Raw genomic sequence first — 22,468 nt, forward strand, 5'->3', positions numbered from 1 at the left:
TTTTTCTCTTTAAGCCTTACGTGCGATTAAGAGCCCAAAATTCACCCATTTAAACAGCACCTCTACATGTTTAAAGCCTGCTTGCTCCAAAAGGGCGGTGTTTTCTTGCAAACTATAGGGCACGAGCACATTTTCTAAAGCTTCGCGCTTGAAGCTAATCTCATTGAGGCTATAGCCCTGTGCTTGTTTGTAAAGATAGTAAAGCTCGATCATCTGTTTATCTAAGATTCGATCCAAGCTCATCATTTTCTCTGCCACTACCAAAACCCCCCCGGGCTTTAGGGCATGGAAAATACGCCCTATCAAGGCTTGGCGTTGCAGGGGGCGGATAAATTGCAAGGTATAGAGCAGGGCTATTGCTCCGGCATTGTCTAAAGAGGTGTGCAAAAGGTCTTCACAACGCCAAGTTACATGAGAGTCCTGTAGCTTTTCTTGTGCTTTTTCTAGCATGCTAGGGGCGTTATCTACGCCCACTAAGAGGGTGTCTTGGGGGAGCATAGGGGCTAGAGTGGCTAAAAAATTGCCCGTAGAACAGCCCAAATCATACACCACGCCCTCCAAATCTTGGGCGACAAAGTGGCTCGCTAATTTGAGGGTTTCTTGGTAGTGGGGGATGGAGCGCGCGAGCATGTCATCAAACATGCCCGCCACTTGGCTGTCAAACTCAAAGCGTTTTGGCAGGGGCGCACAAAAGAGGGTATCTTTCAAAGTTGGGCTAGTCCAAAGACCGGAGAGCTAGGACTAGCATAGGCTTTTTTAGGAATGCGCCCGGCTAAGTAACTTTTGCGCCCGGCTAGCACGGCAAATTTCATGCTCTCTGCCATCACCACCGGATCGCTAGCCAAAGCGATCGCCGTGTTGGTCAAAACCCCATCTGCGCCTAGCTCCATTGCAATGCTAGCATCGGAGGCACAGCCCACGCCCGCATCTACAATCACGGGCACTTTTACAGCCTCCTTAATAAAGCCAATGTTGTAGCGGTTTTGAATCCCTAGCCCGCTCCCAATGGGGGAAGCTAGAGGCATCACCGCGCTCGCTCCGGCATCTTCTAGCTTTTTAGCCATAATCGGGTCGTCATTGCTATAAGCGAGCACACAAAAACCCTCTTTAGCCAAGACCTCACAGGCTTGCAGAGTTTCAAGCACATCCGGATAGAGTGTTCGATCATCCCCGATAATTTCTAGCTTGATAAAATCAATCCCGGTAGCTTCCCTGACAAGCCTAAAAAGGGCGATCGCCTCTTGAGCGGTGCGACACCCTGCGGAGTTTGGCAAAAAGCTAATACCTGTATCTTTAAAGGTGTCTAATAAATTTTCGCTATTGGGGTCGGTGATATTCACCCGGCGCACCGCCACAGTGATCATCTCCGCCCCGCTAGCTAGGGTTGCCTGCTTGGTGGTGGCGAAGTCTTTATATTTTCCGCTCCCTACAATCAGACGGGAGTGGAAATTTTTAGCCCCAATACTTAAAATGTCTGCCATTAGGCTTTCTTATGCACGAGCTCGTTAATGTAGTGATCCACAGAGCCCAAGCCCTCTTTTTTGGCCCATTCTAGGCAGGCAGACACGAATTCCCAGTTGATATGGGAGTAGAATTTTTCAAGATACACAGGGCGGGCGTTCTTATGATCGATATAGTAGGCGTGCTCCCACACATCCACGACCAAAATGGGAATTTTTTTCTCCGTTACTGGAGTTTGGGCGTTGCTGGTTTGCACAATCTCTACCTTATGGGTGGTAGGATTATACACTGCCCAGTTCCAGCCAGAGCCAAAAAGGGTAGCCGCGCTTTTAATAAAGGCTTCTTTAAAGCTCTCTAAAGAGCCATAATCATGTTCTAGCGCACTTTTGAGCTCTTCGCTCATTTGGGTTGCCTTAGGGCTCAAGCAATCCCAATAAAAATCGTGATTGTAGATTTGTGCGGCGTTGTTGAAAATGCCCCCGCTGGATTTGGTGAGAATGCTAAAGAGGCAACTATTTTCAAACTCTGTGCCTTTGATAAGGTTGTTGAGGTTGGTAACATAGGCTTGGTGGTGCTTGCCATGGTGGAAGTCAAAAGCGGTCGGGCTTAGAAAATCCCCCATGCTATCCTTGCTATAGGGCAGTTGGCGTAAAGTAAACATATTATCTCCTTACTATTTGGATTGAGCGCGCATTATAGCGCAATATACTCAACAAGGTACTAATACGGAGTCTAAAAAGCGCGCGCCTTGTTCAGGGAATTCCAAAATGGGGATTTTGAGAGTGGGGTTGAGATGATCAATATAGGGTTTGCAAATCTGGGCGTAGGTGCGCTTATCCTGCACATTGATGAGGAAATGTGCGGGGATTTTATGCGCGTTGCAATATTCTTGATTTAAAAGGAGATTGTTAAGCATGCCCAAGCGATCGGGAACGATAAGAAGGAGTTTAGCTTTAAGAAAAGTAGATAAATCGATGATTTTATTCTTGCTATCTAAGGGAGTAAGCAGTCCCCCCACACCCTCAATAATGAGCAGGTCGCAACGCTCTTGTAAATTGTCCAGATTTTTTTTAATCTCTTTAAAATCGATCACAATATGAGGTTCAAAGCGAGTCGCCACAAAGGGGCTAGCTGCTAAAACATAACGATAAAAGCTAATATCCTCAAGTTTTAGTCCGCCATGAGAGTTTAAATTTTCCTCTAGGAAAAGCTGGGCATCGCTCTTAGCTTCGGCGTTGATCCCCGTTTCAATAGGCTTGACTAAAAGGGTTTCTATCCCGCGCGCCTTGCACAAGCGGGCGATCTCTAGTGAAAGCGTGGTTTTGCCCACGCCAGTGTTGGTTGCGCTCACAAAGATAGGGGCATACATTACAAAATCCTTATTCGTATTTCTAACCTAGTAGCTTAAGCTTATTTCTCTTATAATGGCTTTAATACTCTTCACAAAGGTGGCACATGCTAAGGGTACTTTTTGGGATCAGCGACACACAGGAATGTCGCGCCGGGTTAGACGCGGCCCTAAAACTCTTTGTCAAGCTTAAGGGTGTCCATTTAACTTTAGTGCATGTCAGTCCGGAGGTGCTAATTTATCCAGAGAGTGGGATCATGAATTATAGCCAAGCGGAAGTGATTGCTCATGAGCAGTCTAACCAGCTCTTAGAAGAGTTTAGCGAGTTGTTCAAACAAGAGGGGATTTCTTGTGATGGCCTGCTCAAGGTGGGCAATCCGGTAGATGTTATTTTAGAAATGGCGCCCGGTTTTGATCTCTTGGTGATTGGAGCGAGCGAGTCCTCTGCCTTCTATAAGATTTTTGGTTCGCACCAAAATAGCTTTATTGACAATTCGCCCATTCCTGTTCTAGTCGCTAAATGAAAGTGCAAAGGTAATTAATGCCCTCAATCACTACAAGACTTTACCGCATTATTAACTCCGCCACTGCCTTGGCTACAAAATTATCACATTGCTATGTTACAATTGAGCATATTTTTTTGGTTATGCTCAATGATAAGGAGATTCAAAACTTCTTAAAACAGCTTGATATGGACATTGTGGATGCCAAGCAGATGGTACAAAATTATTTACTTGAGCATGTACCCTCTTCTATGAATATGGAGAATCACAAACGGCCCAAACAAGATAAGGAGCTTTTTGATCTCTTTTGTGCACTGGATGACTATGCTAAAGAATCGCACTATCATGTCATAGATGTCCAAGATTTTTTGCTCATTTTGTTGCAAGAAAATAGAAGCTATAGTGCTAAAGTTTTGGCCTCTTTTCAAATTGATGAGGTGCGCATCTTGGAGCATCCTCCTCTTTCTTTTTCCAAAGAGAAAATCTCAGCTTTGCAGAAATATGCCAAAAACCTTAACGCGTTAGCACAAGAAGCGCGCATCGATCCAGTTTCCCATAGAGATGGAGAAATTGCTAAGGTCATTGAGGTTTTGGGTCGTCGCAAGAAAAATAATCCGTTGTTAGTAGGAGAACCGGGAGTAGGTAAGACAGCTATTGCTGAGGGATTGGCTCTTAAAATTGTACAAAAAGAGGTCCCCTCTTTTTTGTTAGGGCGCACTATTTACTCCCTAGACTTGAGTGGCATGATAGCCGGGAGTAAATATCGCGGAGAGTTTGAAAAGCGACTGAAAAAAACCTTAAAAGAATTACAAAAAGACAAAGGGAGCATTCTTTTTATTGATGAAATCCACACCGTGTTAGGTGCTGGGGCTTCTAGTGTAGGTGCTTTGGATGGGGCTAATATTTTAAAACCTATGCTCGCTGATGGGAATTTGAGCTGTATTGGCGCAACTACCTTTGAAGAGTTTAGATTAGTTTTGGAAAAAGATAAGGCTTTTTGTCGCCGTTTTAGCAAAATTGACATCTTAGAACCTTCTAAACAGGATTGTTACGGCATTTTAGACGACCTTTCAAGCTATTACGAGCACCACCACCATGTACGCTATAGTAAGGAAGCACTTAGGGCTTGCGTAGATCTCTCAATGCATTATCTGCATGAGAATTTTCTCCCAGATAAGGCTATTGATTTAATGGACATGGCGGGCTCGTTTAAAAAGATTTACGCCCCAAGTGTCAAAACACCCCTGATCTCTAAAGATGATATAGAAAATACCCTCTCTGCTAAGATTGCTATTCCTAAATCCCATATCAGCCTTGAACATAAAAATCATCTTAAGAATTTAGAGGAACAACTCAAAAAAGAAGTGGTCGCACAAGATGATGCCATCGAACGCCTTGTAAAAGCCATTAAGGTCCATGCTTCTGGTTTGATAGGGGAGCAAAAACCCATTGCCAGTTTTCTTTTTGTAGGACCTAGTGGAGTAGGAAAAACAGAATTGGCTAAAGCTTTGGCTAAACATATGCATTTGCATTTGGAACGCTTTGACATGAGCGAATACAAAGAGCCACATAGCATTTCTAAGCTCATTGGCGCGCCTTCTGGCTATGTGGGCTTTCATCAGGGCGGGCTCTTGGTCAATGCCATCCGTAAACATCCTCATTGTGTGCTCTTGCTAGATGAAATCGAAAAAGCTCACTCTGATATTTATGATTTACTCTTGCAGATCACAGATAACGCCACACTCACAGACAATAGCGGACGGAAAGGTGATTTTAAACACGCCATTTTGATCCTAACTTCCAATGCCGGTAGTGGTACTTTGGGGTCTTTGGGTTTCTTAGAAGACCATAGCCATAAATACGATCGGGCTTTAAAAGATTTACTGAGCACTGAACTACGATCCCGTTTGGACGCGATTCTAACTTTCAACCCTCTCACTTTAGAACATTTGGAGCGTATTGCACACAAGGAGTTTTGCAAACTTGAAGCTCTTTTAGCTCCCAAAAATATTAGCCTTACCTTAGATAAAAGCGTGGCCACACACCTAGCTTCCCTTTGCCTCAAAGACCCTTTGGGAGCCCGGGTGATGCAAAAATTAGTACACGATCACATTAAAGCCAAACTCAGTGATGCTATCCTCTTTGGGGGACTCAAAGAAGGTGGAGGAGTGCGAATTTCTATGAAAAAACAAGAAATTTGCCTAGTCTCCAAACAGAAGAGTTATAAAAAAATCCGGGATACCTAAGGAAATCGATGCTTTCTGTCGCTGTTCTCTACGCAAAAATTCATCGTGCGGTAATAACAGATGCAAATCTGCACTATCAGGGGTCTATCACCATTGGCAAACACCTCATGCAGGCGGCCAAAATCCAAGAATGGATGAAAGTAGATGTGGTCAATATTAATAATGGGGAACGCTTCAGCACCTACGCTATCATGGGTGAGAATAACGAAATCTGTGTCAATGGTGCAGCTAGCCGTAAGGTGCAAATTGGCGATCAGGTGATTATCCTTGCTTATGCACAAATTCCCCTCGATAATGTTTCCACGCACAAACCCCATGTCGTTTTGTTAGACAATAACAACACTATCTTGCAAAAAGAGGATTCATGTTAGATTTTAGTCAGTTAGGTGGACTTCTATCGCAACTCCAAGACCAATTAAAAGATATGGAAGAAAAAAATAAGGTTACGGAGTTTAACGCTAAAAGCGGAGGGGGGCTTGTCAAAGTTAAGCTTAATGGCATGGGAGAAGTTTTAGACATCCAAATTGACGATAGCCTCTTAGAAGATAAGGAAGCTCTACAAATTTATTTAATGAGCGCGTTGAATGAAGCTTATAAACAAGTAGAGGAGGGGCGCAAGAATTCGGCCTTTGGAATGCTTGGTGGTCTTAATCCTTTTAGTGGCAAATAGATTTTGACATTTAAAAATCTTTATCTTGCCTTTGTGTTTCTTGCACCTTTGGGGGCTTATAATTTTTCACAATGCGTGCGTTACCACCACTTAGCCACTCGAGGGAACAGCCTCTCACTAGAGTGGCAAAAACATCAGGTTATATTTTTGCGATCTCTCACTCCTCCCAAAGGGGTAAAAATTCTTAAAGCCGATCCTTTTATGGGTTTTTATCTTATTGGAACCCCCAAGACTAGGTTTGCTTACCGCCTCTTAGATATTGATTCTAGGGCTTACAGATACCCTTTAGCAAGCATCAAACAAAGCGCGCTGCTAGGCAAGATTTTGGAAAGACAAAAAGGCTTTTTAGACTTTGCTAAATTCTCTGCACCCATGCCGGCTAATGCGGTGGTGAGCAATATCTGTTATCAAATTTATGGTATAGGGGTGGGTGGGCATTCTTTCATAGAAACTAAGTACCTCAAACGCTTTTTGGCACAAAAGACGCCTTATTACGGAGATATTGGGGTGCGCGTGGGAGAGGGGATGGTTGTAGAGCGTATCGATCCTTTTTTTGTGAATAATCCTTTTGTTGAACGAGATGTCATTGTAAGTATCAATGGGGAGCATATTGCTAATCCTAATGCCTTTGAGTGGGTGGTGAGCAACTTGACTTATGGAAGTCTTGCCCGTGTGGCCATCAAACGAGGCGATACGCTCAAAGAGTTTAAGGTCAAAGTAGGTCGCCGTTATGGAGGTTTTTTATTGCCTGATACATTTTTGGAACGCTTTGGAATTATCCTAGATGACAAGCTCACTATCAAGCAAGCGCGCCATCTTCGCTATCCCCTCAATGTGCTTAGGGTTGGGGATCGCATCAAATGGATTAACAAAAGGCCGGTATTAGTCAACTGGCTCCCCCCTCAGCGCGCCTTGCAGCGCGCCCTAAGTGCGGCCTCTATGCAAGGGTATATTGAGATGTTGATATTAAGAAAAGGACTTGAAATCTATGTCCGTCTCTAAAGTCTCCTTAAATTTTTATACCCATGTTTGTGAAGCTTTTGAAGAGTATCTCCACAAAGCTAAACCAAGATTAGACACCTTCCACCCTTTTTTTGAAAAAGCCTTTTGGGAAATGCTAGAAAATGGGGGCAAACGCTTTAGACCCAAATTGTTTTTAGCCGTGCTTTGCGCCTATGAAGAGAACACAGAAGTTGTGCATGCCTGCTTTCCAGTCGCCCTCGCCCTAGAGGTGTTACACACCTATTCGCTCATCCATGACGACCTGCCTTGCATGGATAACGCAGACACACGGCGTTACCACCCTACTTTGCATAAAAGCTATGATGAAACCACTGCGACCCTAGTGGGCGATGGACTTAACACCTACGCCTTTGTGCTTCTAGCTAACGCTCCCCTTGCAGATGGTATAAAAGTCGCTCTTATTGCTACTTTAGCCGAATGTGGAGGGATTGGAGGTATGGTACTAGGCCAAGCCATAGATTGCTATTTTGAGCGCATCCAGTTAGAACGCATCCAGTTAGAACACCTGCATACCTTAAAAACCGGTGCGCTTATTGCCGCTAGTTTAAAAATGGGCGCGTTGGTAGTAGGGGCGCGCGCAGAGCCCCATTTACCCCAAAACCTCTTTGCTTTTGGACTCAAATTAGGGCTTTTTTTTCAAGTGCGCGATGATATCATTGATCACACTCAAAGCCCTGAAGAATCGGGCAAAAGCACCCATTTAGACACCTTTAAAAATAATTATGTCAATCTATTAGGCCTAGAGGGCGCACAGGATTACTTGCAAAACCTCAAAGGAGAGTTGTTAGGGGTGCTACAAGCTTTCCCCATCAATCTGGCTTTCTACCTACAGACTTTGCTTAAGGAATTAGCATGAAGCCTCATATTTTGCTGACTAATGATGATGGTTATGAAGCTAGAGGGCTTTTAGCTCTCAAAGAGGCCTTAAGTGCTGTGGCCGATGTCATGGTGGTTGCTCCCAAGAACGAACGATCCGCTTGCGGGCATGGGATTACCATTAGTGTACCTTTGCGCATAGAAGAAATTGGGCAGCATTACTTTCGCGTGGATGATGGTACGCCTAGTGATTGCGTGTGTTTGGCGGTCTCTATGAGTGAGCGTCCCTTTGATCTGATGATTTCAGGCATCAATCATGGCTCTAATATGGGCGAGGATGTGCTCTATTCGGGTACGGTGGCTGGAGCTATTGAGGGCACTTTGCACAAAATCCCCTCCATCGCCCTATCTCAAAGTATCAAAGATCGCTCTAAATTTGCCCGACACGACTTTACACATGCCACTCAAGTTGCCCTAGAATTAGTCCAGCGTTTTTTACAAAGAGGCTTTCCTTTTGGCCCCAATGCCCGCAAATTCCTCAATGTCAATATTCCTCAAGATGCCCACAAAGGCATTAAAATCACACAGAAGGGGAGACGACTTTATGCTAATAATATCCATCTTAAAACAGACCCTAAGGGTAAACAATATTGTTGGTTGGGACTCAATCCCTTAAAATGGGAAGATAGAGAGGGGGATCTAAGCGATTTTGAGGCGATCGCTCAAGGTTTTGTCTCCATCACTCCCATCACGCTCAATTTAACCAGTTATGCCGATCTGCAAACTTTGCAGGAATGGCTATAATGCGTAAACTTTGTAGTAAAATGGGAGTGTGAGGATATTCATGCGGTTTTATCATTTTTTAGCTGTGTCGGTAGTTGCCATGTTTTTATTCACCGGTTGCCACCGCCTTAACATGGGCTATTTCTCTGAGGTACGCGGAGATTACGCCTTTAATTATAATTCGCCCATTGTAGTGGTGCATGACAAAGAGGATATGGTAAGTTCCTATTATCTCTCTTTTATCATCTACGAATTGCAACAGCTGGGCTTTTATAATGTCTTTAAAGCCCAAGACTTCCCCTTATCTCAAGCTAAAAATGTGATCTATGTGCATGTGGTGCGCAATATCTCAGCCCTGCCTGTTTATACTTACAATTACACCCTCATCGATCACGCTAGAAGTAACCGCTGTTACTGGCATGGAGGGCAGTTTTACTGCTCTAAAGTCCCTACAGATTTTTACGCCGTGAATGGGTATTCTGTCTATTCTAAAATGCTGGTAGGATCGCATTTTATCTTAGATTGGTGGGATAATGTGCTCAATAAACGGGTGCTTTACATTGATGGAAGTGTAAGTGGAAACACTTGTGGCTATAACCGCCTCTATGAAGATTTGATTGAAAGCACCATTAAGCGCATCGATTTCACCCGCTCGGAGCATTACCGCTACTATGGTCGTTTGCCCCTCTACATGCCCTGTTATCAGCGTTAATATGCAAATCCGCCGTCTATTTCACTTTTGTGCTAGCCATATTGTCAGAAACTGCAGTTCTAAACGATGCGCCACTAGCATACATGGACACAATTACCAAGTTGAGGTTTTTTTAGAAGCTCATCAGCTTGATAAAGCGGGCATGGCTCTTGATTTTGGGATTTTTAAAAATGAGATTGCTAGCTTTATTGATTGCTTTGATCATGCCCACCACTTTTGGAACAAGGAAACTCAAGATTTTCAAGACTTCATCACCTCAACTTGCACGCGCTATGTCAAACTTAGCTTTAACCCTAGCGCAGAACATTATGCCTTGATGTTTCATCTATTCCTAGATGCAATCTTGCAAGCCACAGAATTGCACAATGGTGAGGTTGTGTCCGTGTGCTCCGTGCGCGTGCATGAAACTTCTTATGGCTATGCTCAAAGCTTTAAAGAAGACCTTGAAAATCCCCACTTAATGCATGCAATCTCCTTGGAGAGCGTGCAGTTTTCACAGGGGATTTTAGAGGAGATGGCTAATCCTCATCTTTTGGAGCAACTTAAAACCTACTACAACACCCTAGAGTGCGCCATTTGTCCGCCCAAAAAACCTTTTTCAAGTCCGCTGCCCCTAGCCCAAATTCCATGAATCTGCCCCTTGTAGAGAGCTTTTATAGTCTGCAAGGGGAGGGTTCTTGTGTGGGGCAACCTAGTATCTTTATCCGCTTGGGGGGGTGCAATTTTAAATGCGCTGGCTTTGGGGTACAAAGCTATATTGAAGGTAAAAAAGTGCTAGGCTGTGATAGTGCGTATGCGATCTATCCTAATGCCCAATGGCAATATCTAAATAGCGCACAAGAATTATTAGACAGATTACCCCCCTTTAATTCAGATCGTCCCCCCTTAATCGTGCTAACCGGTGGTGAACCCTGTTTGCACTTTAAAAACCCTATTTTGTTAGAAGCCTTAGAGATTTTATTAAAAAGAGGGCATGCCATTTGGGTAGAGAGCAATGGGAGTGTTTTATTTGAATTTAAACCTCCCTTAGACACATTGCGCTTTACCTTAAGCCCTAAGTTATCTTTTAGTCAAGAACAAATCCCCCTAAAGCCTTTGCAAAATATTTTAGATCACGCCTTAGAAGTGGTGTTTAAATTTGTGCTGCATTGCCCTACGGATGTAGATGAGGTGCAAGCTTTATTAGCGCGTTTGCACTTTAAAGCTCCCCCACTTGTCTATCTTATGCCTTTAGCTACAGATAAACATACCCTGCAAGAGGGTTTAAATAGCTTATCTAGCGTGTGTTTAGCGCATGGTTACTCTTTGGGGCAGAGATTACACATCCAACTTTGGGGCAACACGCCGGGGCGTTGATGCTAGAAGCTTTCCGCATACACATTGAGACCATCAGTAAAGAGGACGGCACACATCAATTTAGCCTAGATAGCCTGCTCACTATGGGTAATGGCGCGTGCGCCTTAGAGTTATTGCACCAAGCCTTGCAGGAAAAAAGACAGATCATTCTTGGGGGGGATTATGATTGTGATGGAATGAGTGGGACAGCTTTGGTGCTTTACTTCTTTAAAGAGGTGCTAAACTACCCCCACATTAACTACATCATCCCGCGCCGTAACACCGATTGCTATGGCATGAGTGTAGAACTCTTTGAGCAATACGCTTGCAAACGCCGTCTTGTGCGCACACACTACATTCATGGGCAACTCACTGGGGGGCAAGCCTTAGATTTTAATAATAGTCTTTTTATCACCATTGACAATGGCGCGACCATCCCCGATGAGGTGTGCGCTTTTTTGCATGCCCACAATACTCTCTTAATCCTAAGCGATCACCACGAATTTTTAGAGGGGCGTATCCCTGCTTGCGATGCCTTTGTGCACCCGCTCTTAAGCGATGATCACCCCTTTAAGGGTATTAGCGGGGCATGTGTGGGCTATTTGCTCATGCTCGCCTATGCCAAACACTATAAAGTAAAAATGCGCTTAGATCAACTGCAATACATGCAGGTTTTAGCTGGTCTTAGCACTATTGGCGACATGATGGATTTAAGCGCGCCCTATAACCGCCAACTTGTCCAACGCATGGATCGCACCCTAAAAACCCAAATGCCCGATTCGATTAAAGCCCTTTACCAAGCCCATAAATACCCCACCCCCTATAAACTCAGCGCGCTCGCTTGGGACATCATCCCCTTGATCAATGCCGTAGGCAGGCTTGATGGCATTAAGGGGTTTTGTCATTGTAATTTGGTTGTAGATTTGCTAGCAAGCAAGGAGGCTAACCTAGATTATGCCCTGCTCTTAGTGCAAACCAACCAACAGCGCAAGGAGTATATCCAAGAAATCAAAAAGACCTTAAAACCCACACAAAGAGGGGGGCTTGTGCACGCGGGCGGGCAAATCCCCAGAGGTTTACTTGGTGTGCTTGCCAATCAATTCTTAGAAGGCGGGGGGCATGTGTCCTTATGTTGGCGTTATGAGGGAGAAAGTATTGAGGCATCTTTACGGGCTAAAGAGTTAGATTTGATTGCTCTTTTTGGACAACTCAAAGAAAAAGGTATTGCTGTGCAGGGCGGAGGGCATAAACAGGCTTGTGGGCTAGTTTTTGATCGCCAAAGCGATTTTCAACAAGCCTTAGAGTTTTTGAGTGCTCTTTAATGCTCTTTAAAGTCCTCAATTTAGAAATCTTTTTTAATCCTGAATTTGTTGCCCTCTACCAAAAAGGTGAGCCTTATGGGGTGGGTAATCCCACGCCCTTATTTGAAGTTTGCGCGCCTTTGAAGTCATGGCGTTTTCTAGGACGCGCCCAACAACATGTAGAACTTGTTTTAGAAGATAGCACCGCTTGTTTAGTGTGCAAATGGTGGTTTTGCCCCTCTAAATATCACATCCTTTTTAAAAGAGGTGTGCCACTCTGCCTAGTAGGAGAATATGATCCCATAGATCAAGAACTTAGATGTGTGCGCATGGGCGATCAAGCTTTATCATAATAAATTCTTTCGACAATCAAGAAACCTAAAATAGGAATAATCTTTGCTTTAGTAAAAGTAATTTTTCACTAAAGGATCCCCATGCTTCGATCGCTATGGTCTGGCGTTAATGGAATGCAAGCCCACCAAATTGCTTTGGACATTGAAAGTAACAATATTGCCAATGTCAACACTACCGGCTTTAAATATTCCCGTGCATCCTTTGTGGATATGCTTTCTCAAGTTAAATTGATTGCTACAGCTCCCTACAAAAATGGCTTAGCCGGGCAAAATGATTTCTCTGTAGGTTTGGGTGTGGGCGTGGATGCCACCACTAAAATTTTCTCTCAAGGTAACTTGCAAAATACGGATGTAAAAACAGATTTAGCCATTGAAGGCGATGGTTTTTTTGTCATTAGCCCTGATCGCGGTATCACGCGCAATTTTACCCGTAGTGGGGAGTTTTTATTCGATGCTGAGGGCAATTTAGTAACCACAGGGGGGTATGTGGTGCAAGGTTGGGTACGCGATCCAAAAGACATGGGCTCTAAGGGAAGTGAAACCGATATGCTCAAAATTGATAACACAAAACCCCTGCAAAGTATCCGTATCGATCCGGGTATGGTAATGCCTGCACGATCCAGTAGCAAAATTTCCATGCGCGCCAATCTAAACGCAGGAAGACATGCTGAACAAACAGGTAGTATTTTTGTGCTCGATTCTTCTAGTAAAACTCCCTCAGATGGTGTCAAACCCCAATACGATTCTTCAACCAATCTTACCCAACTTGCCGAAGACATGGGATCACTCTTTAATGAAGATGGAGACGCGTTTTTGCTCAATGAAGATCAGGGGATTTGGGTGAGCTATAAAAACGCTGCTATGACCAAAGCTATCAATGTTTCTAATTCTAACAGCACTCTTGAGCTCAATGGGACTAAAATCTCTTTCACTAACGATTCTGCTGTAAGCCGTATTTCTAGTTTAACAGCAGCTCAAGAAGCCATCAATGCCGTCAAAGATAAGACCGGTGTAGAAGCCTATATTGACAATGGGCAGTTGCGTCTAGAAAATAAAAATAATAGAGAAGGCGATGAGCATGTTAAAAATATCGTCATTACGGGTGCGGGCACGGGTGCTTTTGCCCAATTTGCTAAAGGAGATCAAGATGTTACCGCCTTTAGATACCGCTACACTGAGGGCGTGAAAGCCGATCCCACTACAGGGCAATTTAAAACGACTGAAGATTTACGCGCTCTTATGCAAAGAGATGCCAATATTGTTAAAAATCCCAAACTTAAGGGTAATTATAAAGATTCGACAGCCTCTGTTTCAGTTGTGGTAAATAAGAACGGGATGTTTGAAATCACCAATAAAGACGATGGCAACCCCACTAGAGAAGATTTAAGTATCTTTGTTACTAACTATGCCTCAGATAAGGTTACCAGCAATGTTTTATTTGGGAAAACAATGGGCGCGCTCAACACTGCCTCTTTGATTGAGGGTGGAGCATCTACAGCTACCTCCAAACTCAGCCACGCCATGCATGCAAGCAGTATCGACTTGGTGGACAGCTTGGGGACTAAACACACTATGCGTTTAGAGTTTTTCAAAAGTGGGGAAGCTGAATGGCGTTTTAGAGTGATTGTGCCTGAGCCCGGAGAAATTGTAGGAGGATCGCCCGCGCGCCCTAATGTCTTTGAAGAAGGGCGTTTGCACTTTAATAAAGATGGCTCTTTAGCGGGCATGAATCCTCCCGTTTTGCAATTTGATCCTAAAAATGGTTCTAAAGCCCCTCAGCGTATCACTCTTAGCATGGGTACAGCCGGAGGCTTTGATGGCATTACTAGTGTAGATAAGATTTCAGAAACCTACGCCATTGAGCAAAACGGCTATCAGGCCGGGGATCTGATGGATGTGCGTTTTAATGGAGATGGCGCGCTCTTGGGTTCTTTCAGCAATGGGAAAACCCTAGCCCTTGCCCAAGTGGCTATGGCTAGCTTTGCTAATGATGCGGGTTTGCAAGCCATCGGGGGGAGCGTGTTTTCAGAAACGGGTAACTCGGGCAAGGCTTTGATTGGGGCAGCTAATACGGGGCGCAGAGGGGGAGTTTCAGGCTCTAAGCTGGAGTCAAGCAATGTGGATTTGAGTCGGAGTTTGACCAATTTGATTGTGGTGCAAAGAGGCTTTCAGGCAAACTCTAAGGCCGTAACCACCTCCGATCAGATTTTGAACACCTTGCTCAATCTCAAACAATAGGGCTTAGCGTGCATGAGTACTCTGTTGTCTCCTCTTTGATGGATTTGTGTGAGGCGCATGCGCGCAAGCACAACGCCACCAAGATCGAGCGGGTGGTGGTGAGCATTGGGGAGCGGTGCGCGATGGATAAACATCTGTTTATGAGCGCATTTGAAACTTTCAAGGAGGAATTAGAGATTTGCAAGGAAGCGATTTTAGACATTGTGCAAGAAAAGGTAGAGTTGACTTGTTTGGCATGCGGGCATGTCTTTATGCCTGAGGGGTTAGATTATAGCGCATGTCAGAAGTGTGGGGGGGCGGTGCGCATGAGCAAGGGGACAGAGATGAAACTCCTTTCTTTAGAAATGTTATGAACGATTCCATTTTTCAAGAATTTATCCAAAAAGCTCCCGACATCAAGGAAAAATGGGAGATTGTGCGCCTCTTTGAAGAAGAACGCCAAAAGTTTCAAGAGGAATTACAGGCTTATGAAAATGAGATTGCTCAGGCGCGTAGCGCGCTTAAAACTCTGCGTTCGGAGTTAATAGAAGCTAAAAACCACCTCAAAGATTTAGAAGCGCGCCACCAAAACAAGAAAGAAGAGATTAAAACCCTCCAGCAAGAACTTTTTACGCACAAGGTGCAACGGGATTTGGTGCTCAAGCAGAAAAATAGAGAGGAACGCCTGGAGCAAGATGAAGAGCTCTTGCCCCAACCGGTGAGTTTTGTAGAAATTTATCTTAAAGATCGCAGTGTAGCCAAAGCGCGCCCAGCCAAGCGTTTTTTTGGCGATCAACTTTATCGCAAATACCGCGTTCTTTTACGGGAAAATAAAGCCCTCAAGGATCGCATTTTTGAGTTAGATTTAGAAAATAGCACTTTAAAAATTGAGCTCAGAGACATCAAAACTAAAGAGTTTTTGAGAGTGAATGGGTATTTAGAAGAGGAGTCTTCTAGGGGTGATCAATGAAAGTGTTGGTGAGCGCGTTAGAAGTGAGCGCGAATGTGCATCTAAAAGTTTTGCGCGCTCATCTTAAAGATATAGAATGGTTGGGCATTTATGAGCCTATAGAGCCCACAGATCGCCCACTTTTTAGTCCCAAGACTTTTTCTGTCATGGGTTTTAAAGAGGTTTTTGGCAAACTTTTTTTCTTTTATCAAATGTTGCAGAAAATGCGCCTTTTAGCCCAAGAAGCTGATGTGATCTTGCTGATGGATTCTAGCTCCTTTAACCTTCCCCTAGCCAAGCGTATTAAGAAAAAATACCCACAAAAACCTATTATTTATTACATCTTACCCCAAGTGTGGGCGTGGAAAAGTTGGCGCGCTAAAACTTTAGAACGCTATTGTGATAAATTGGGCGCGATTTTGCCCTTTGAATTGCAACACTATAGCAAAAAAGCTAGTTATGTAGGGCATCCGCTTTTAGATGAGATTGCTTATTACAAGGACAGCCATGAGGGGCAGGGGGTGGTGTTTATGCCTGGGAGCAGAAAACAAGAAATACGCGCTCTCTTCCCTATCTTTGTAGAGGTGGCCAAGACAATTTCACAGAGGCGTATTTTAGTCGTGCCGGCGCATTTGCAAGGGAGCGATTTAAAAGCCCTCTATGGTGCAGAGATTGATCTCTTTGAGATTTCTTACAACACGCATGAAAGCTTGTATCAAGCTAGTTTTGCCTTTATTTGTAGTGGCACGGCGACTTTAGAAGCCGCGCTCATTGGCACGCCCTTTGTGCTAGCTTACAAGGCTAAAGCCCTAGATTTTTTTATTGTCAAACACTTAGTAAAACTCACTTGTATCGGACTTGCCAATATCTTTTATAATGCCCTGCACCAAGAACCCCCGGGGAGAGGAAAAACTATGCTACATCAAGAATTTATTCAAGAGGATGTCAACCCTGCAAACCTTTTAGAAGTCTATACGAAAATGGATAGGGTGCATTTTGTGCAAGAAGCCAAAAAATTGCGCGACTATCTAGCTAAAGGAAGTGCCTCCCAAGTTGCCACATGGATAGAGGAATACAGACAAAAAACTTAGAATCAATTCTTAGAAGTGTGGTTACCCACAAGGCGGGCAAATTCCTTAAAAATATACAAACCATCGCTAGGTCCCGGGCTAGCCTCTGGGTGGTGCTGTACGGAAAGAATAGGAGAATCCTTGTAGGCGACTCCCTCAATCGTGCCATCAAAGAGGTTTTTATGTGTAATGGTGGCGATACTAGCCAAGCTTTCTGGGACACAATAATTATGATTTTGCGCGCTAATTTCTATGCGCCCGGTGAGGTAATTTAACACCGGATGATTACTTCCATGGTGTCCAAATTTGAGTTTATAAGTGGGATGGCCATGTGCTAGGCTTAAGAGCTGATGGCCTAAACAAATCCCACAAAGAGGAATACCCGCCTCAATTAAGAGTGCGATTTCTCTTATCGCCTCTTTGAGTTTAAGCGGATCGCCCGGCCCATTAGAGAGCAATACCCCCCCAATCAACCCTTGTTTATAATCCTCTAAGATATGCTCTGCCTTGCTTTCATGTCCATAGAGGCGTACGCCCAAACCCACAGCCCCTAAATTATTGAGGATACTCTGTTTAATGCCAAAATCTATAACCCCAATATTTTTTTTAGCGCGTGCAAGGGGTTTATAATCTAAAGTGTGAAAATCATAATGCCCATGTGTTGGAGGTGTCGCTTTGTGAGAAACCATAGGAATTACATTCAAATCGCGTAAAGGGGGCGTATTTTTTAAAATTTCCTCAAGCGCACTTTTTTCCATAGGAGTCGTGGAGATAACTAACTGCATTGCTCCCTCATCACGCAACATCCCTACAATGGCGCGCGTGTCCAAGCCACAAATGCCCAAAACCTGTCTTTTTTGTAGCCATGCGCCTAAACTTCCCTGGGCCCTAAAATTAGAGTAAAGCTTAGGAGCATGGCGCACTAAAATACCCGTGCAACAACTCGAAGATTCGAAGTCTTGATCATTGACTCCCACAACCCCGATTTCTGGCGCACTAAAAACCACGAATTGACCATAGTAGCTAGGATCGCTAGCAATCTCTTGGTAACCAGACATTGCCGTGTTAAAAACAACCTCTCCCACTGCCACGCCTAAAGCTCCAAAGCTCTCTCCCTCCAAAAAAAGCCCATTTTCAAAAAGTAAAGAGGCCATTATAAAAAGCCCCTACGGCGCAATTCCTCCTCATACATGCGCTCAAATACTAAATCATAAGCATCGCTACCTACAGGGAGCTTGCGTTTGTAATGCTTGATTTTTTCAGCCACTTCTAACTCTACACTCTCATAAAGTTTAGCGTAGGTATCCATAGATTTAAAAATAACATTACGAATCATATTTTCTGAAACCGAAAACATTACCAAGTCCGCGTCCAAAATACTCTCTAAAATCGCATGAGAGAGCGTGTTGCAACGATCCTCCCAGCCTAAAACAAACTCCTCCTCTGAAGCCAACTGCTTTTTAATCTCCCAAAACAGCAATCTTTCATCCATGCGCATAAACTCGATTTCATCTAAATGTTCTTCTAAAATCTCACGCGCCCGTGCATCAATGTGCGCTTCTTGTGTGACATTTTTTTGGAGCGCGCTGGCAATAATACTTGTGATCTCTTCAAGAGTTCCCCGCAATTCTAACAGAGGGGATCGTGCCAAATCTTGGGCAATTTTGTGTACAATGTAACCGACATGATTAGATTTTAACCTCATAGACACCATCCTCTAAAACCCTGATTCTAACCCATACTTGCTCAAAGATCACTGAGAAAGTTGGGTAAAGAAAAGCTTTAAGTTTACTGGCTCTAGGGCGAAGACAAATAGCAGAATGAACGCCCCCCTTTAAGGTGGATTCTTAATCTGCTAGGCCATCTAAGGTCGCTTTGGCTAAAACCTCTTGGGCTTGAGTTTTATTACCAAACCCCTTTACTTTGACCCACTTGTCTTTTTCTAAGTCTTTGTAGGTTTCAAAAAAGTGTTTAATTTTTTCTAAGGTGATGGGAGGGAGATCCTCTAGGCTTTGGATCTTAGCATAGCGCGGATCAATTTTTTCTACAGGCACTGCTAAAAGCTTTTCATCCACCCCGCCCTCATCTTCCATAAATAACACCCCAATTAAGCGGCATTTGATCACGCTGCCGGCCTGCAGAGGATCGTCATTGAGCACCAAAATATCGGCTGGGTCGCCATCCCCTCCCAAAGTGTGGGGCACAAAGCCATAATTAGCTGGGTAGACCATAGAAGGGTAGAGCACGCGATCGACCACCACCGCGCCACTCTCTTTATCTACCTCGTATTTCACTTTAGAGCCATAGGGAATTTCAATGATCGCATTAATCGCATCGGGATTTTTACCGGTTTTAATGTGTTGGATTTGCATAGCTTTCCTTATAGATTAGTTTTAATATAGTTTTCAATGTCGCTCACAATCTCTTCAATGCCCCGCTCCCCATTGATTTCTTGATGCACCTCAAGGGCTTTATAAAACTCTAAAATACTCTCCAAAGGCTCGCTATAAACCTGCATGCGCTTGTTAAAGACCTCTAAATTATCATCATCTCCCCTAGAGCGTCCTAAAACGCGCTCCCTAGCCACCGGCTCACTCACCTTAACCTCAATCACACCCTTTAAGCGCACTTCTTCTTGGGCTTTAAGCATGCGATCTAAAGCTTGCATTTGCTCCACGCTGCGCGGATAGCCATCAATGATCACCACATCCTTAGGCGCGCTTTTAATCGCGCTAATAATGGTATCAATCACAATATCCAAAGGCACGAGGTCGCCCTTATTGGTAAATTCTGCAATCCGTTTTCCGCGCTCTGTTTGTTGCGCAATCTCTGCACGCAAGAGATCGCCGGTGGAATAATGCACCATTTGCTCGCTATTGCGCTGTGCAATGAGCTGTGCGTCTGTGGTCTTACCACTCCCGGGCGCGCCGATGATCAAAAATAGGTTTTTCATGAATGTGTCCTTTTAGGATTTCTTAAGCGGATATGCAATTCTCTTAATTGCTCCTCAGAAGCCTCGCTAGGGGCTTGGCTGAGCAGGCAAGTGGCTTTTTGGGTTTTGGGGAAGGCGATCACATCGCGGATACTGGGCACTTTGGCAAGCAACATCACCAAGCGATCGAGTCCTAGTGCAAAGCCCGCATGGGGAGGTGCGCCGTATTTCAAAGCCTCTAAGAAAAAGCCAAATTTTTCTTGGGCTTCTTGGGGGCTAATGCCTAGTAGTTCAAAAACTTTAGCCTGAGTCTCTTCTTTGTGGATGCGCACACTTCCCCCGCCCAACTCTACCCCATTGAGCACGATGTCATAGGCGATCGAGCGCATTTCTTCTAAATCCGTGTTCTCTAGGTCTTTGGGCATGGTAAAGGGGTGGTGTGCTGCGCTCAGTTTCCCCTCCGTGCTCTCAAACATGGGGAAATCCACCACCCAAAGGAGATTAAAGGCATTTTCATCTATCAATCCCAAATCCTGCCCCAATTTCAAGCGCAAACGCCCCATGTAATCCCAAACAACCTTTTTAGCCCCTGCGCCAAAAAAGAGAATATCCCCTACCTGCGCCTGCGTGCGCGCCAAGAGTTCTTCTAAATGCTCAGGGCTTAAGAATTTCACCAAGGGACCCTTAGCTCCCTCTGGCTTGATTTGCAAATAAGCCAAACCTTGCGCGCCAAAGCTGCGCACAAAGGCCTCTGCCTCGCTCAAATACTTACGACTACAAAAGCTATCTCCCCCGGGCACGCGCAGGGCTTTAAAGCGATTTTTCTTGGGATCGCTAGCAATGCTCTTAAAAATCTCATTGCTACTCTGCACAAAGAGATCGCCCACTTCCACAAGGGGTAACTCAAAGCGCAGATCGGGCTTATCGCTCCCGTATTTTTCCATCGCCTCCATGTAATCCATGCGCTCAAAAGGGGCGGATACTTCCACGCCCACACTTGCAAAGACGGATTTTAGGAGGGTTTCTGCCACTTGCAAAACATCCTCTTGGGTGCAAAAACTCATCTCTACATCCACTTGCGTAAATTCAGGCTGGCGGTCCGCGCGCAAATCCTCATCTCTAAAACATTTTACGATTTGATAGTAGCGATCCATCCCCGCTACCATTAAAAGCTGTTTGAAGAGTTGGGGGCTTTGGGGCAGAGCAAAAAACGCGCCATCATGCACACGGCTAGGGATTAAAAAGTCGCGCGCGCCCTCTGGGGTGGTTTTAGCTAGCATGGGGGTTTCGATCTCTAAGAAGTCCAAAGAATCCAAACAATCGCGCACCGCTTTAGCCACACGGCTACGCATTTTAAAGATTTCATAACTCTTAGGGGAACGCAGGTCCAAAAAGCGGTATTGCAGGCGTAAATCCTCATTCACGCTCGAGTCACCTATAGCAATGGGGGGAGTCAAGCTCTTATTTTCAATGCGCAAACTCTCTAGCACGACCTCAATTTTTCCGGTTTTGAGTTTGGGGTTTTCCAAGCCCTCCCCCCTCAAGCGCACGATTCCATGTGCGATCAACACGAACTCATGGCGCACGAGATTAGCCTCTTGGTAAGCTGGAGATTGCGGGTCGCAGACCAACTGCACCAACCCGCTTTTATCGCGCAGATCGATAAAAATTACCCCCCCATGGTCGCGGTAATTATGACACCACCCGCATAGCTCTACGCGTTGCCCTAGCAGAGATTCATCCACTTGGGCACATAAATGTGTCCTTAACATGGTTATTCCTTTATCATTTAAGCTTGCAAATACGCGTGTAAGAGTTCGCGGATTTCATCCGGATGGGATTTGATCACAAACCCATCGGCATGCAGAGAATCGGCGAGTTGTTTATTGGATTCGCTGCTCATAGAGGAGTTGATGATCACGGGTAAGTGCTTGGCGCGCGCGTCCTCTTTAATACGCTTGAGTACCTCAAAACCCGAAACCATGGGCATTTCTAAATCCGTGATGATCGCGCCCACCTGCTCTAAATTCCCCTCTGCAAAGAGGAATTTAAGCAATGCGTCCCCATTAGAAAAGGTTTGGTATTTCAAATGCAGATTGTCCACAATGCGCTCTAAATGGCGCATGGCTACTTGGGAATCCTCAGCGATTAAAATCAATTTATCACTCTTGATGGCTTCTACTAGCTGGGTTCTGAGATGATCGATCTCTTGCATTTCTGGGAAAGTGTCTACGAGCATGCGCTCTACATCTAAAATCTGCATCACGCGATCTTGTTCAAAACGCGTGATCGCGCTCACCTTGTCCCCCGCGCTAAAACCTTGTTTATCCCCCACGCTCACATCTGCCCAACTCTTGTGCACAATGCGCTTAATGGCAAAGATTTTTAAGCCCACCACACAGCTAGAAAACTCGCACACGATCACAAGGTTTTCCTCTCCGGGGATAGACACCGCGCTTAAATCCCTTGTAGGGTAGCGCGGATCGTAATGTAACCAACGGCTGATGTCAATGAGGGGCACAGATTCGCCCCGAATGGTCAAAAACCCTAGCATCATACTCTCATTGCCCCCCACAGTCTCGGTTACATCTCCATCATAGTAAATAATTTCGCGGATTTTAAAGATATTGATCCCATAAAGCTCGGCATCATGGTTAGTGTCATCGCCCAGAGTGAAGCAGAGAAACTGCGCCTCATTATTGAGGTGTAAAGAAATAGTAGAATCCACATCGCTAATCAAGCTTGTCCT

At 44.7% G+C, this 22,468-nt stretch carries 26 protein-coding genes; 16 read left to right on the forward strand and 10 right to left on the reverse strand.

Features of this window, described 5'->3' with window-relative positions; translation table 11 throughout:
* Positions 1–9: 9 nt before the first annotated feature.
* Genes cmoA through bioD form a run of 4 tightly spaced genes read right to left on the reverse strand, consistent with a single transcriptional unit; the run spans position 10 to position 2,830 of the window.
* Positions 10–708: a carboxy-S-adenosyl-L-methionine synthase CmoA gene (gene cmoA / locus C6H00_RS05260; RefSeq protein ID WP_104624928.1), complete on the reverse strand. Its 699-nt coding sequence runs from the start codon at positions 706–708 to the stop codon at positions 10–12.
* The gene (locus C6H00_RS05265) at positions 705–1,481 is read right to left on the reverse strand and encodes a thiazole synthase (RefSeq protein ID WP_013468976.1); all 777 of its coding nucleotides are present in this window, start codon (positions 1,479–1,481) and stop codon (positions 705–707) included. The genes cmoA and C6H00_RS05265 overlap by 4 nt, the downstream gene beginning before the upstream one ends.
* Positions 1,481–2,122: a superoxide dismutase [Fe] gene (gene sodB, locus C6H00_RS05270; RefSeq protein WP_104749967.1), complete on the reverse strand. Its 642-nt coding sequence runs from the start codon at positions 2,120–2,122 to the stop codon at positions 1,481–1,483. The genes C6H00_RS05265 and sodB overlap by 1 nt, the downstream gene beginning before the upstream one ends.
* 48 nt (positions 2,123–2,170) lie before the next feature.
* On the reverse strand, positions 2,171–2,830 hold the full coding sequence (bioD, locus tag C6H00_RS05275) for a dethiobiotin synthase (RefSeq protein ID WP_104749968.1): 660 nt from the start codon (positions 2,828–2,830) through the stop codon (positions 2,171–2,173).
* An 86-nt stretch (positions 2,831–2,916) separates the two neighbouring features.
* Between bioD and C6H00_RS05280 the strand changes: the two genes are divergently transcribed.
* The 16 genes from C6H00_RS05280 (at position 2,917) to lpxB (ending at position 16,808) form a co-directional block, all read left to right on the forward strand.
* Positions 2,917–3,333 (forward strand): universal stress protein, encoded by a 417-nt coding sequence (locus tag C6H00_RS05280; RefSeq protein ID WP_104749969.1) that lies wholly within the window; start codon positions 2,917–2,919, stop codon positions 3,331–3,333.
* Positions 3,334–3,350: 17 nt separating this feature from the next.
* Positions 3,351–5,558, forward strand: a complete 2,208-nt coding sequence (locus tag C6H00_RS05285; RefSeq protein WP_104749970.1) for an AAA family ATPase — start codon at positions 3,351–3,353, stop codon at positions 5,556–5,558.
* An 8-nt stretch (positions 5,559–5,566) separates the two neighbouring features.
* Complete coding sequence (gene panD, locus C6H00_RS05290; RefSeq protein ID WP_104749971.1) at positions 5,567–5,929, forward strand: aspartate 1-decarboxylase; 363 nt, start codon at positions 5,567–5,569, stop codon at positions 5,927–5,929.
* Positions 5,923–6,228, forward strand: a complete 306-nt coding sequence (locus tag C6H00_RS05295) for a YbaB/EbfC family nucleoid-associated protein (RefSeq protein WP_104749972.1) — start codon at positions 5,923–5,925, stop codon at positions 6,226–6,228. Before panD ends, C6H00_RS05295 begins: the two co-directional genes overlap by 7 nt.
* Positions 6,229–6,261: 33 nt before the next feature.
* Positions 6,262–7,230, forward strand: coding sequence for a DUF7488 domain-containing protein (locus C6H00_RS05300; RefSeq protein WP_104750151.1), 969 nt, complete (start codon positions 6,262–6,264; stop codon positions 7,228–7,230).
* On the forward strand, positions 7,217–8,107 hold the full coding sequence (locus C6H00_RS05305; RefSeq protein WP_104749973.1) for a polyprenyl synthetase family protein: 891 nt from the start codon (positions 7,217–7,219) through the stop codon (positions 8,105–8,107). The genes C6H00_RS05300 and C6H00_RS05305 overlap by 14 nt, the downstream gene beginning before the upstream one ends.
* Positions 8,104–8,871 (forward strand): 5'/3'-nucleotidase SurE, encoded by a 768-nt coding sequence (surE, locus tag C6H00_RS05310; RefSeq protein WP_104749974.1) that lies wholly within the window; start codon positions 8,104–8,106, stop codon positions 8,869–8,871. The genes C6H00_RS05305 and surE overlap by 4 nt, the downstream gene beginning before the upstream one ends.
* Before the next feature lie 40 nt (positions 8,872–8,911).
* A complete protein-coding gene (locus tag C6H00_RS05315; RefSeq protein ID WP_104749975.1) occupies positions 8,912–9,562 on the forward strand; it encodes a hypothetical protein in 651 nt (216 codons plus the stop codon).
* A gap of 1 nt (position 9,563) precedes the next feature.
* Positions 9,564–10,193, forward strand: coding sequence for a 6-pyruvoyl trahydropterin synthase family protein (locus C6H00_RS05320; protein ID WP_199769194.1), 630 nt, complete (start codon positions 9,564–9,566; stop codon positions 10,191–10,193).
* Entirely contained in the window at positions 10,190–10,918 is a 729-nt protein-coding gene (locus C6H00_RS05325) for a 7-carboxy-7-deazaguanine synthase QueE (protein ID WP_104749977.1), read from the forward strand. The genes C6H00_RS05320 and C6H00_RS05325 overlap by 4 nt, the downstream gene beginning before the upstream one ends.
* A complete protein-coding gene (locus C6H00_RS05330) occupies positions 10,846–12,219 on the forward strand; it encodes a DHH family phosphoesterase (RefSeq protein WP_233704438.1) in 1,374 nt (457 codons plus the stop codon). Before C6H00_RS05325 ends, C6H00_RS05330 begins: the two co-directional genes overlap by 73 nt.
* A complete protein-coding gene (locus C6H00_RS05335) occupies positions 12,219–12,551 on the forward strand; it encodes a single-stranded-DNA-specific exonuclease (protein ID WP_104749978.1) in 333 nt (110 codons plus the stop codon). Before C6H00_RS05330 ends, C6H00_RS05335 begins: the two co-directional genes overlap by 1 nt.
* Before the next feature lie 81 nt (positions 12,552–12,632).
* Complete coding sequence (flgE, locus tag C6H00_RS05340) at positions 12,633–14,789, forward strand: flagellar hook protein FlgE (protein WP_104749979.1); 2,157 nt, start codon at positions 12,633–12,635, stop codon at positions 14,787–14,789.
* An 8-nt stretch (positions 14,790–14,797) separates the two neighbouring features.
* Positions 14,798–15,142 carry a hydrogenase/urease nickel incorporation protein HypA gene (hypA, locus tag C6H00_RS05345; protein ID WP_104749980.1) on the forward strand — a complete coding sequence of 115 codons (345 nt, stop codon included), beginning with the start codon at positions 14,798–14,800 and terminating at the stop codon, positions 15,140–15,142.
* Positions 15,139–15,738, forward strand: a complete 600-nt coding sequence (mua, locus tag C6H00_RS05350; RefSeq protein ID WP_199769195.1) for a nickel-binding protein Mua — start codon at positions 15,139–15,141, stop codon at positions 15,736–15,738. The genes hypA and mua overlap by 4 nt, the downstream gene beginning before the upstream one ends.
* Positions 15,735–16,808 carry a lipid-A-disaccharide synthase gene (lpxB, locus tag C6H00_RS05355; RefSeq protein WP_104749981.1) on the forward strand — a complete coding sequence of 358 codons (1,074 nt, stop codon included), beginning with the start codon at positions 15,735–15,737 and terminating at the stop codon, positions 16,806–16,808. Before mua ends, lpxB begins: the two co-directional genes overlap by 4 nt.
* A 2-nt stretch (positions 16,809–16,810) precedes the next feature.
* On the opposite strand, the gene carA is transcribed toward lpxB, so the two are convergent.
* The 6 genes from carA to C6H00_RS05385 form a co-directional block, all read right to left on the reverse strand.
* The gene (gene carA / locus C6H00_RS05360; protein WP_104749982.1) at positions 16,811–17,941 is read right to left on the reverse strand and encodes a glutamine-hydrolyzing carbamoyl-phosphate synthase small subunit; all 1,131 of its coding nucleotides are present in this window, start codon (positions 17,939–17,941) and stop codon (positions 16,811–16,813) included.
* Entirely contained in the window at positions 17,941–18,492 is a 552-nt protein-coding gene (locus C6H00_RS05365; protein ID WP_104749983.1) for a DUF507 family protein, read from the reverse strand. The genes carA and C6H00_RS05365 overlap by 1 nt, the downstream gene beginning before the upstream one ends.
* A gap of 142 nt (positions 18,493–18,634) precedes the next feature.
* Positions 18,635–19,159, reverse strand: coding sequence for an inorganic diphosphatase (ppa, locus tag C6H00_RS05370; RefSeq protein ID WP_104749984.1), 525 nt, complete (start codon positions 19,157–19,159; stop codon positions 18,635–18,637).
* A gap of 8 nt (positions 19,160–19,167) precedes the next feature.
* Positions 19,168–19,740, reverse strand: coding sequence for an adenylate kinase (locus C6H00_RS05375; protein WP_104749985.1), 573 nt, complete (start codon positions 19,738–19,740; stop codon positions 19,168–19,170).
* The gene (aspS, locus tag C6H00_RS05380) at positions 19,737–21,491 is read right to left on the reverse strand and encodes an aspartate--tRNA ligase (protein ID WP_104749986.1); all 1,755 of its coding nucleotides are present in this window, start codon (positions 21,489–21,491) and stop codon (positions 19,737–19,739) included. The genes C6H00_RS05375 and aspS overlap by 4 nt, the downstream gene beginning before the upstream one ends.
* Before the next feature lie 17 nt (positions 21,492–21,508).
* Positions 21,509–22,459 (reverse strand): chemotaxis protein, encoded by a 951-nt coding sequence (locus C6H00_RS05385; RefSeq protein ID WP_104749987.1) that lies wholly within the window; start codon positions 22,457–22,459, stop codon positions 21,509–21,511.
* Positions 22,460–22,468 lie beyond the last annotated feature (9 nt).

This window comes from Helicobacter cynogastricus (genome assembly GCF_900197855.1).
Taxonomy (GTDB): Bacteria; Campylobacterota; Campylobacteria; order Campylobacterales; family Helicobacteraceae; genus Helicobacter; species Helicobacter cynogastricus.